Annotated in this window: 10 protein-coding genes; 4 read left to right on the top strand and 6 right to left on the bottom strand. The window is 70.5% G+C overall.

All coding sequences use genetic code 11. The features are described from left to right. The 6 genes from mutS to xerD form a co-directional block, all read right to left on the bottom strand. A partial coding sequence (mutS, locus tag M0P34_RS09165; protein ID WP_291498612.1) for a DNA mismatch repair protein MutS occupies nucleotides 1-1,887 on the bottom strand: 1,887 nt, incomplete at its 3' end. A gap of 51 nt (nucleotides 1,888-1,938) precedes the next feature. Next, nucleotides 1,939-3,084, bottom strand: coding sequence for a tetratricopeptide repeat protein (locus tag M0P34_RS09160; protein ID WP_291498611.1), 1,146 nt, complete (start codon nucleotides 3,082-3,084; stop codon nucleotides 1,939-1,941). 16 nt (nucleotides 3,085-3,100) lie between these two features. Further along, nucleotides 3,101-3,433 carry a LapA family protein gene (locus tag M0P34_RS09155; protein WP_291498610.1) on the bottom strand — a complete coding sequence of 111 codons (333 nt, stop codon included), beginning with the start codon at nucleotides 3,431-3,433 and terminating at the stop codon, nucleotides 3,101-3,103. 19 nt (nucleotides 3,434-3,452) lie between these two features. Further along, the gene (locus M0P34_RS09150) at nucleotides 3,453-3,941 is read right to left on the bottom strand and encodes an HIT domain-containing protein (protein WP_291498609.1); all 489 of its coding nucleotides are present in this window, start codon (nucleotides 3,939-3,941) and stop codon (nucleotides 3,453-3,455) included. Nucleotides 3,942-4,098: 157 nt separating this feature from the next. Further along, entirely contained in the window at nucleotides 4,099-6,810 is a 2,712-nt protein-coding gene (locus M0P34_RS09145; RefSeq protein WP_291498608.1) for a CBS domain-containing protein, read from the bottom strand. Continuing rightward, nucleotides 6,807-7,790: a site-specific tyrosine recombinase XerD gene (gene xerD, locus M0P34_RS09140; protein ID WP_291498607.1), complete on the bottom strand. Its 984-nt coding sequence runs from the start codon at nucleotides 7,788-7,790 to the stop codon at nucleotides 6,807-6,809. Before xerD ends, M0P34_RS09145 begins: the two co-directional genes overlap by 4 nt. A 240-nt stretch (nucleotides 7,791-8,030) precedes the next feature. Between xerD and M0P34_RS09135 the strand changes: the two genes are divergently transcribed. The 4 genes from M0P34_RS09135 (at nucleotide 8,031) to fsa (ending at nucleotide 10,988) form a co-directional block, all read left to right on the top strand. After that, nucleotides 8,031-9,200 (top strand): LL-diaminopimelate aminotransferase, encoded by a 1,170-nt coding sequence (locus M0P34_RS09135; RefSeq protein WP_291498606.1) that lies wholly within the window; start codon nucleotides 8,031-8,033, stop codon nucleotides 9,198-9,200. Between the two features lie 8 nt (nucleotides 9,201-9,208). Beyond that, entirely contained in the window at nucleotides 9,209-9,715 is a 507-nt protein-coding gene (gene folK / locus M0P34_RS09130) for a 2-amino-4-hydroxy-6-hydroxymethyldihydropteridine diphosphokinase (RefSeq protein WP_291498605.1), read from the top strand. 229 nt (nucleotides 9,716-9,944) lie between these two features. Beyond that, nucleotides 9,945-10,241, top strand: coding sequence for a transcriptional regulator (locus M0P34_RS09125; RefSeq protein WP_291498604.1), 297 nt, complete (start codon nucleotides 9,945-9,947; stop codon nucleotides 10,239-10,241). A gap of 93 nt (nucleotides 10,242-10,334) precedes the next feature. Next, a complete protein-coding gene (gene fsa / locus M0P34_RS09120; RefSeq protein ID WP_291498603.1) occupies nucleotides 10,335-10,988 on the top strand; it encodes a fructose-6-phosphate aldolase in 654 nt (217 codons plus the stop codon). The last annotated feature ends 84 nt before the right edge of the window (nucleotides 10,989-11,072 follow it).

Genomic DNA, 11,072 nt, shown 5'->3' with positions numbered 1-11,072 from the left:
TGTGGACTTTCCGGCCATGTTCGGGCCGGTGATGACCAGGAGGCGCTTGCTCTGGGTGAGGTGCAGGTCGTTGGGGATGTAGTCCGCCGCGCCCTGCATGGCCTCGACCACAGGGTGACGGCCGTCGCGGATGGCGATGTCCAGCCCGTCGTGCAGCTCGGGGCGGGCCCAGTCGCGGCGGCGGGCGGTCTCGGCCAGGCCCTGCCAGCTGTCCACGGCGGCCAGCCGCTGGCCCATGTCCAGGAAACGGTGGGCGGCGTCGGCCAGTTCGGCGCGCAGCTCCTTGAACAGGGCGAACTCCAGCTCCTTGCGCCGCTCGGCGGCGTGCAGGATGCGTTCTTCCAGCTCCGCGAGCTGGGGCGTGGCGTAGCGCTCGCAGTTGGCCAGGGTCTGGCGGCGGGTGAAGTGGTAGGGCGCCTTGTCGGCCAGGGACTTGGGCAGCTCGAAATAGTAGCCGAACACGCGGTTGAAGCCGAGCTTGAGCTTGTCCAGCCCCGAGGCCGCCCGCTCGGCCTCCAGGAGCCTGTCCACCTGGGCCTGCCCGTGGTCGGTCAGGTCCATGAGCTCGTCCAGCTCGGCGCGGTAGCCGCGCCGGAACAGCCCGCCCTCGGTGACCACCGGCGGCGGCGAGTCCTCCAGGGCGCCGTGCAGCAGGGCCGCGAAATCCTCCAGGCTGTCCCAGCCGCCCAGAAGCTGGCGCAGGGCGGCCGGCGCCTCGTCGCCGCGCGCGGCCACGGCCCCGGCCAGGCGCTCGCGCAGCCCCGGCAGGGCGCCCAGGGAGGCGCGCAGGGCGATGAAATCGCGCGGGGTGGCGCGGTTCATGCGGATGCGCGTCACCAGCCGTTCCAGGTCGTAGACCGATTCCAGCAGGGCGCGCAGGTCGGCCCGCAGGGCGTCGTCCTCGAAGAACAGGCGCACGCAGTCCTGGGTCTTGACGATGGGCGCGAGATCCTTCCAGGGCATGCGCAGCCGTTCGGCCAGAAGCCGCCCGCCCATGGGCGTGAGGGTCGCGTCGAGCACGGCCCACAGGGTGCCCCGCCCGCGCGAGCCGTCCAGGCGGCGGAACAGCTCCAGGTTGCGCTCGGTCACGTCGTCCAGCAGCAGGTGCCGGGCGAGGTTCAGGGGCTTGAAGGGCGCCAGCCGGAACTCCTCGCGCATCTGCGTCTGGCGCAGGTAGACGAGGATGGCGCCCATGGCCTGCACGAGCTGGGGCCTGTCGGCCAGGTCCAGGGCCGCCAGGTCGGCCACGCCCTGGTCGCGCAGCACATGGCGCGTGGCGGCGGCGAGGTCGAAGTGCGAGCGCGCGGGCAGGTGGTTCACGCGCCGGGAGAAGCTCTGGTAGCGCCGGGGCGCCTCGTGGCCCGCGGGCAGCAGGATCTCGCTGGGCCCCAGCTTGGCCAGCCATTGCCAGAGCTGCTCCTCGCGGGCGGCGGCCAGCCCGGACCATTCGCCGGTGGACACGTCGGCCCAGGCCAGGCCCCCGGCGCCCTTGTCCGGGTCGAAGTACAGGGCGCACAGGTAGTTGTGGTCCTTGGCGTCGAGGTTCTCGTCCTCCACCAGGGTGCCCGGCGTGAGCACGCGGGTCACCTGGCGTTCCACCAGCCCCTTGGCCTCGCGCGGGTCCTGGACCTGGTCGCACACGGCCACGCGGTAGCCCTTGTCCAGCAGGCGCGCGGCGTAGTCCCAGTAGGAATGGTGCGGCACCCCGGCCATGGGCACGGGGTTGTCCGACTGCTTGTTGCGCGAGGTCAGGGTGATCTGCAACTCGCGCGCGGCGATGCGCGCGTCGTCGAAGAACAGCTCGTAGAAGTCGCCCATGCGGTAGAAGAGCAGGGTGCCGGGGTGCTCCTGCTTGATGCGCAGGTATTGCTCGAACATGGGGGTCATGCGGATCCCCTGTTCCCGGGGCTGTTCGCTGTCGGGACGGCGTGCGGGCATCTATTCGTTCAGCACTGTGCGGTACTTGATGGAGTGCCAGCTCTTGCAGCGCGGGCACAGGAAGAAGACCCGCTCGCGCTTGAGGCCGCAGCGGCGGCAGACAAAGCGCTTGAGCTCCCGGGCGCGCTGCACGAAGAAGTCCAACTGCGTGCGGAAGGATTCGCCGAGCTGCTGCCCCTGGGTGTCCAGGGCCAGCAGCTCCAGGCGCGCGGGCCAGAATCCGGGGTTGAGCACCAGGGTCCGCTCCAGCCAGCGCCGGGCGGCCTCGGGGTCGTCGCCGCAGACCATCCATGCCGCGTAGAATTGCAGCAGCAGGTCGTCGTCGTGGCGCTCCAGCAGCGGCAGGGCCACGGCCGTGAGCGCGCGGGGCGGGTGGTACTGGAAGGGCCTGTCGGCGCGCATGGCCGCGTCCGGGCCCAGCTCGCGGACCTTGACCGCGTCCAGCAGCCCTTCCAGGAGCACGAAGCGCTGGTCGGGGCGCACGCCGTCCAGCCCCCGGGCCAGGTGGTGGCCCACCTCGCGCCACTTGTCTTCCAGCATGGCCTGGCGCATGAGCTCCCCCCAGGCCTCCAGGGAGCCTTCGTAGGCCTTGAGGGCCTTGCGCAGCCATTTGTAGCCCTGGCCCGTCTGGCCGTCGGCGAAGCGCTCCACGGCCAGGCGCACGAGATGGTGCGCCTCGGCCACGGGGTTGCCCAGGCGGGCATAGTGGCGCGCGGCCTGCTCATGGTCGCCGCTGTCGGCGGTGAGCAGGGCCAGTTCGGCGACGATGGCCTCGCCGTCGCCGCCGAGCCTGCGGGCCTGCTCGAAGGCGCTCTGGGCCCGGTCCAGGAACCCGCCGCGCTTGAAGTCGCGGCCCAGCTCGAACCAGGCCCGGGCCTGCATCTCCTTGTCCAGCCCGGGCCGCACCACAAGGCTCTGGCGGATCTGCACGGCGCGCTCGATCTCGCCGCGGGAGCGGTAGAGGTTGCCCAGGGCGAGGTAGATCTCCACGGCGTCGGGGTTGGCGCGCACCACCTGGGACAGCTCGGCGATGGCCGCCTGGGTGTCGCCGGGTGCGCCGTCCGCGTCGGGAAGGCACCCCGGGCGGCCGTCGGCGCCCAGGGGCCGCGCGCGTCTGCCGCCCGCAAGGAGGTTCCGCCAGCCCATGAGGCCTCCGGGGGTCCTAGTTGTCCTGCGCCGGGGCGGCGTCGGACAGCGGCAGGTTGCGCAGGGAGGTGACCTCCTGCTCGAGGGTGGCCAGCTTGCGGTTGGCCCTCGCCAGCTCACGGCCCGTGCGCAGCTTTTCCAGGAAGAAATAGAGCAGGGTCAGCACGCAGCCCAGGAAGAAGGCCGCCAGCAGGAACATGTACAGCGGGGACTCCAGGGCGAAAAGCTGCGCGCCGAACATGGTCAGCCCAAGGGACAGGGGCGCGCCCAGCACGGCCAGGTTCTGGGCGAACAGGGCCATGGTCAGCACGAACAGGGCGATCACGGCCAGGAACTTGACGAAACGCATGGGAAATCTCCTTTGGGCGCTAGGCGGTGTATTGGTCGAAAAGGGGCTTCAGGGCCGCGTAGGTGGAGTCGATATGCTCGGGGATGACCCGCGTCTGCGACGCGAAGGCCATGAACGAGGAATCGCCCGTCCAGCGGGGCACGAGGTGGAAATGCAGGTGCTCCTTGATGCCCGCCCCGGCGGCCTCGCCGATGTTGACCCCGCCGTTGACGCCCTGGGGCCGGAAGCGCTCCTGGAGGACGCGCGTGGCCAGCTGCATGAGGTCCATCAGCTCGTGCCCCTCCTCGGGGGTCAGGTCGACGAGGTTCATGAGGTGCCGGTAGGGGCAGACCATCAGGTGCCCGTTGTTGTAGGGGAAGATGTTCATGATCACGAAGCAGGTCCGCCCGCGGTGGAGCACCCGGCGGCGGCGGTCCTCGCTTGTGTCCCTGGGCAGGCAGAAGGGGCATTGGTCGGCCTTGGGGCCGAGGATATACTCGAGCCGCCACGGGGCCCACAACACGTCCATGAGTCTTCCTTCGCGCTTGCAGGTTGGCGCCGCCCGCGCGGGGCCGGGCGGGCGGCACGACGCCCGGCCGCCCCCCGGCCCGCAGCGGGGCGGAAAGCGTCGGGCTGTCGGCCAGTTGTACACGGCGCGCGGCCCAAGGGCAAGGGCCGGGCCGCGCTCAGGGCTTGGCTGGCCGGGCCGCGCCGGGGGCCGGGGCGGCCTCGATGCCCCGGAACCCCGGGTCGGTCACCAGGGCCCTGGCCAGGGCCAGCTGGTCCTCGCGGCAGTTGGCCCGGCCGTCGATCATCGCCGCGCGCACCGCGTCCAGGATGCGCCCGTAGGCGGGCCCGGAGGGCAGCCCCAGGTCGCGCAGGTCGCGCCCGGAGATGTCCAGGGCCTGCGTGCGCATCTGGGTCAGGTATTGCGAAAGGGCCTTGCGCACGTCCTCCTGCTTGTAGCGGGCCATGAAGTAGAGCACCCCCTCCAGGGGCACCTTGTCCAGCAGGAAGTACAGCTCCGAGGGCGGCCCCTGGCGGTGGCGCCACATCTTGAAGGCGTAGATGGTCTCGTTGACCGTGGCGCGCAGGGCGATGAACTCGTCCTCCAGGCGCTGGCTCATATGGAAGCGCGCGGCCAGGGCGCGGGCGTCGGCCTCCTCGGCGCCGTTGGCCAGGGCCATGAAGAAGAGCAGCCAGCGCCGGGGCGACTGGTCCTGGTAGAGCATTCTGTGCCATTCCAGTACCTTGGCTATCTCCTCGGCCAGTTCCTCCTGGGCCGGGGACAGGGTCAGCAGCGGGTGCATGGCCCGCAGGACCTTGTACTGGCGCAGGAGCCGCAGGCAGCCCACGGCGTTCTTTTCCTCCAGGAGCAGCTGCATTTCGTTGAACAGCCGGGCGCCGGAGAGCTTCTGGATCAGCCCGAGCTGCACGGCGTTCTTGATCAGCCGGTCGGTCTGCCCGCCGATGCGCATGTCGTAGCGCATGGCAAAGCGCACGGCGCGCAGGATGCGCGTCGGGTCCTCCACGAAGGACAGGGAGTGCAGGACGCGCAGGGCGCGCTCCTTGATGTCGCGCTGGGCGCCGAAGAAGTCCACCAGCCGCCCCAGGGCGGCGGTGTTGATCTGCACGGCCAGGGCGTTGATGGTGAAGTCGCGGCGGTAGAGGTCCATCTTGATGGACGACAGCTCCACCGTGGGCAGGGCTGCGGGATACTTGTAGTATTCCAGGCGCGCCGTGGCCACGTCGATGTGCTGCTCGCCGGGCAGGACGACCACGGCGGTCTGGAACTTGCGGTGCGGGCGCACGCGGCCGTGCAGTTCTTCGGCCAGGGCGCGGGCGAAGGCGATGCCGTCGCCCTCGACCACGAGGTCCAGGTCCGTGTTGGGCTGGCCCAGGAGTATGTCGCGCACGAATCCGCCCACGGCGTAGGCCGCCACGCCCAGGGCGTCGGCCAGCCGCCCCGCGCGGCCGATGAGGTCGAGCAGGTCCCCGGGCAGGCGCTCGCGCATGAGGGAGGCGATGTTGCGCTCGCGGCCCCGGTCGGGCAGCAGGTTCTCCGGGATGCGCGCGGGCTCGTCGATGAGGATGTTGATCAGGTCCGTGCGGGTGATGACGCCCACCACGCGCTCGTCCTCCACCACGGGCACCAGCCGCTGCCCCTGGCCGAGGATGATCTCGGTCACGTCGTACAGCTCGGCCTCGGGGCTCACCGAGGCGTGGCCGCGCATCATGTATTCGGTGCAGGGCGTGCCGCCCAGGCCGTGGGCCACGGCCTTGTCGGCGATCTGGTGCTCCAGGATGCCCACCAGGGCGCCGCTGGCGCCGTCCACGATGGGCGCGGCCTTCAGGCCGTAGCGGGTCATGATCTCGGCGGCCCGGGCCGTTGTGTCGGCGGCGTCCACGGTGGCCGGGTTTCGCGACATGATCCCGCGCACGTTGTGCCGCGGGCGGACCTGGGCGTTGAGCAGGGCGAACAGCTCGTCCTTGACCTGGGCCAGGGTGCGGTCCTTTATGCTGGCCGAGGCCGCCGAGGCGTGGCCGCCGCCGCCGAAGGAGGCGCAGATGCGCCCCACGTCCACCTCGGGGCTGCGCGAGCGGGCCACCAGGTGGACCCGGTCGTCCATGCGCCCCAGGGCGAAGAGCACGCGCAGGTTCTCCATGTCCAGGAGTTTGTGGGCCAATAGGGCGAAATCGTTGACGTAGCTGTCCGTGCTGATCTCCGTGACCACCACGGGGATGCCGCGTATCTCGTGGGTCTGCGCGGCGTCGAGCATCTGGCCCAGCAGGGCGATCTGCTCTGTGGAGAGGTCGCGGGTGATCAGGTCGGAGATGACGGTCACGTCCATGCCGTGGCCCAGGAGCCAGGCGGCGGCGGCGAAATCCTGGGGCGTGGTGGAGTTGAAGGTGAACGACCCGGTGTCCTCGTAGATGCCCAGGGCGATGAAGGTGGCCTCGTCGGCGCTGGGGGCGGGCCCCCGGGCCATCAGCTCATGGGTCAGGATGGTCGCCGTGGAGCCCCAGGGCAGCACCTTGCCCTGGCTGGCGGGCACGTCGTCGTCGGTGTCGGGGTGGTGGTCCCAGGCATGGACGGTCAGCCCGGGGTTGTCCAGGGCGGGGGCGACGTGGGCCACGCGCGAGCGCTGGCGCGTGTCCACCAGGACCAGGGTGCGCACGCTGGCCAGGTCCAGGTCCTTGGCGTTCTGGAAATTGAACAGGTACATGGCGCTCTGGATGAAGAAATGGCGCAGGTTCTTCTCCTGGCTGCCGGGAAAGACGAGCACGGCCTCCGGATAGAGGAGGCTGGCGGCGATCATGGCCGAAAGGGCGTCGAAGTCCGCGTTGGCGTGGGTGGTGATCACCAGCGGGGCGGGGCGTTTTTCCTGGGGTTTCATGGGCGGTGGCGGGCCTCTTGATCCCTGGTGCGCATGGCCGAGCGCGGATGGTGCTCGCGGTGGACGCGCAGCAGCCGCTCGGACTGGACGTGGGTGTATATCTCCGTGGCGGCGATGTCGGCGTGGCCGAGCAGCAGCTGCACCGTGCGCAGGTCGGCCCCGCCTTCGAGCAGGTGCGTGGCGAAGCTGTGGCGCATGGTGTGCGGCGAAACCTCGGCGCGCACCCCGGCCATGAGGGCGTAGCGCTTGATGAGTTTCCACACGGCCTGGCGCGAAAGCCCGCGGCCCGAGCGGTTGAGGAACACCAGGTTCTCCACGGGGCGGAACTGCCCGCGCCAGGAGCGCAGGTAGGTTTCCAGGAAGCGCTGGGCCTCGTAGTGCAGGGGCACCACGCGCTCCTTGGCGCCTTTGCCGAAAACGCGCAGGAGCCCGGTTTGGGGGTCGAAGTCCAGGGGGCCCAGGGCGATGAGCTCGGAGACGCGCAACCCGGCGGCGTAGAGCAGCTCCAGCATGGTCCGGTCGCGGAAGCCCAGGCGGTCGGCGGTGTCGGGCTGGTCGAGGATGGCCGCCACATCGGCCGGGGTCAGCACGTCGGGCAGCTTGCGCGGCAGCTTGGGGTTTTCCAGCAGGTGCGCGGGGTCGGCCGGCAGGCGGCCCTCGTCGGCGAGGTGGGCGAACAGCCCGCGCAGGGCCGACAGGTGGCGCGCCAGGCTGCGGCTGGCCAGCCCCCGGCCGCGCAGGTGGAAGAGATACAGGGTCAGGGTCTGCGGGGTCACGTCCGCCAGGTCCGCGCCGCGGGCGCGCAGAAAGTCGGTGAAGGCCGCAAGGTCCTGGCCGTAGGCCGCCAGCGTCCGCCCGGCCAGCCCGCGCACCAGCAGCAGATGGTCGAGATAGGCCGCCACCCAGGGGTGGGACGCGGCGGGCGCCCCGGCGGGGGCGGGGCGGGATGTCTCGGGCCGGGGCCCGGGGCTGCGGGACATGCTCGGCAGGGTACACGGCCCGGGCGTACGATACAAGGGGCACGGCGGAGGGGCGGCCCCGGGCGCACGGCAGGCCCAATCCGCGGGGCGCCCGGGCGGCCCGCGGTGCCCCGCGCCGCCGCGGGGCGGGAAGACGCCCCGGCGTTGACAGCCCCCGGGAGCCGCCGCTATGGTCCACGGGCCTGCCCGCAACCCGACGGCCCCGCCGTCCGTATCGACAGCTCCAAGGAGTGCAACGACGTGCCCGATTTCAAGCTGGCCCAGCGCATTGCCGAATTGCCGCCCTACCTGTTCGCCGAGATTGACCGCGTGAAGAAGCAGGTGGCCGCGCGCGGCGTGGACATCATCAGCCTGGGCATCGGCGATCCCGACCTGCCGACCCCGGATTTCATCGTTGACGCCCTCTATGAGGCGGCCAAGAACCCCGCCAACCACCGCTATCCGGACTACGAGGGCCTGCCCGCCTTCCGCCAGGCCGTGACCCGCTGGTACGCCGAGCGCTTTGGCGTGACGGACCTGGACGAGGCCCGCGAGGTGGTCAGCCTCATCGGCTCCAAGGAGGGCATCGCCCATTTCCCCCTGGCCTTCACCGACCCCGGCGACCTGAACCTCGTCTGCTCGCCCAACTATCCGGTGTACCCCATCGCCACGCGCTTTGCGGGCGGCGAGGTGGCCTTCGTGCCCATGACCGAGGAAAACGCCTTCCTGCCCGACCTGGACGCCATCGACGACGCCACCTGGGAGCGCGCGCGGTCCATCTACCTGAACTACCCCAACAACCCCACGGCGGCCACGGCCGACGCCGCGTTTTTCGAGAAGCTCATCGCCCGCTGCCGCGAGACGAACACCATCATCGTCCACGACGCGGCCTACACGGAGCTGTACTACGACGACGCCAAGAAGCCGCCGAGCATCTTGCAGTTCCCCGGCGCCAAGGACGTGGCCATCGAGTTCCATTCCCTGTCCAAGACCTACAACATGACCGGCTGGCGCGTGGGCATGGCCGTGGGCAACGCCTCGCTGGTGGCGGGCCTGGGCAAGGTCAAGACCAACGTGGACTCGGGCATTTTCCAGGCCGTGCAACAGGCAGGCATCCGGGCCATGCGCGACGGCGAGCCCCATGTGGCGGGTTTCCGCGAGGTCTACCGCGAGCGGCGCGACGCCGTGGTCGCGGCCCTGCGCAAGGCCGGCATCGACTGCCCGTTGCCCGAGGCCACTGTCTACATCTGGGCCAAAGTGCCCAAGGGCCGTTCCTCGGCGCAGTTCGTCTCCGAGGTGCTGGAACGCACCGGCGTTGTCCTGACCCCCGGCAACGGCTTCGGCGCCGCGGGCGAGGGCTATTTCCGGATCTCCCTGACCGTGCCCACCGCGCGCCTTGAGGAGGCCGTATCCCGCATCGCGGCGCTGTAGAGGCTTTCGTGTGCCTCGGGTCCAACCTGGGCGACCCCGTGCGGAACCTGGCCCGGGCGCTGGAGCGCCTGGGCCGGGTTTCCGGCGTCCGCCCGGGCGGGGCCTCGCGCGTCTACCGCACCCAGCCGCAGGACAAGCCCGACCAGCCCTGGTTTGCCAACCAGGTCGCGCGCGTGCTATGCGACCGGACGGTGAGCCCCGAGGCCCTGCTGGACGCGCTCCTGGGCATCGAGCTGGAGCTTGGGCGCGACCGCGGCACCGGCCCGGACGCCCCCGAGCGCTTCGGCCCGAGGATCATCGACCTGGATCTGCTGCTTTTCGGCGGGCTGGTCCTGCGCACCGCGCGCCTGGAGCTGCCCCATCCGCGCATGGAGCGGCGGGCCTTTGTGCTCGTGCCCCTGGCGGAGCTGGCCCCGGGGCTGCGCCTGCCTGCGGGGCACACGGTGGAAGAGGCCCTGTCGCGCCTGGTTTTCCAGGTCGTCCCGGGCCCGCAAGGCGAAGAGATCAGGCAGTAGGGCCCTGCGCGGCGGAGCCAGGCTGGCGCAGGGGCGGGCGGCGCGGCGGGATCGGGCGCGCGAGGGCTGGGGGCGCGGCTAGGCCGCGTGGGCCATGCGGGACGGCCGGATCAGGCCGTGGGGGCGACGCGGCGAGCCGGGCGCATCGCGGGGCGGGGCGCAGCAACGCCTCCGGCCCTGAGGAAAACTTAAAGTGAAACTTTAACAACAAAGCCAAGGGTGGGGTATCATGCTGAAATTCCTGATTCTGGCCGCAGCGCTTTTCCTGCTCTTCAAGCTCTTCAAGGGCGACGCCCGGCGCAAGGAAGCGCGCGAGGAGAAGGAGCAGGAAACCCTCAAGGCCTCGGGCGAGATGGTCAAGGACCCCATCTGCGGCAGCTATGTATCCCGCGAGGACTGCGAAATCCGGGTGCGCAGCGGTGAAACGGTGCACTGCTTTTGCAGCTACGACTGCCGCGACAAGTTCCTGAAGCAGCTAGAGGGCCAGGCCGAAGAGGCCAAGCCGCTGGAAAACAAGGAAGGATAATCGCGCGCAGCAGCAGGGCGCTCCGGGTCGCTCGCGAGGTGCCGTGTCCGTGAACAAGGGCCCCGGCGACGGGGTGAAAAGGGAGACGATGTCATGCGTTTTTTCATCGATACGGCGAACCTGGAAGAAATCCGCCGGGCCAAGGCCTACGGGCTCATCGACGGCGTGACCACCAACCCGAGCCTGCTGGCCCGTGAGAAAGAGGACTGGCGCACCCTGGCGCAGAAGATCTGCGCCGAGGTCGAGGGGCCGGTGAGCCTGGAGGTCGTCGGCCTCACGGCGGCGGAGATGGTCCGCGAGGCGCGCGACCTCGTCGCCTTCGGGCCCAACGTGGTGGTCAAGATCCCCATGACCATGGAAGGCCTGGCCGCCGTGCGCGAGCTGACGGCCATGGGCATCGACACCAACGTGACCCTGGTTTTTTCGCCGCTCCAGGCCCTTTTGGCGGCCAAGGCGGGGGCCAGCTACGTCAGCCCCTTCGTCGGCCGCGTGGACGACGTGGGCGGCGAGGGCATGGCCCTGGTGGAACAGATCGTAACCATTTTCACCAACTACGGATTCTCCACCCAGACCCTGGTGGCCAGCGTCCGCAGCCCCATGCATATCCTGCAAAGCGCGCTGCTGGGCGCCGACGTGGCGACCATCCCTTTCGATGTCCTGGAAAAGCTCTCGCGCCACCCGCTGACGGACAAGGGCCTCGACGCCTTTCTGGCCGACTGGAAGAAGACTCCCGGCGCCGGAGCCTGAACCTTCCCGGCCAGCCCGCACGCGCGGGGGCCTGCGAACACCAGCCAGGGGGGCGCCCCGCGCCGGGCGACCAAGGGCGGGTGG

The organism is Desulfocurvus sp. (genome assembly GCF_023230885.1).
Classification (GTDB): domain Bacteria; phylum Desulfobacterota; class Desulfovibrionia; order Desulfovibrionales; family Desulfovibrionaceae; genus Desulfocurvus.
Note: the sequence above shows the minus strand (reverse complement) of the source record. Positions and strands in the feature narration are given on the sequence as shown.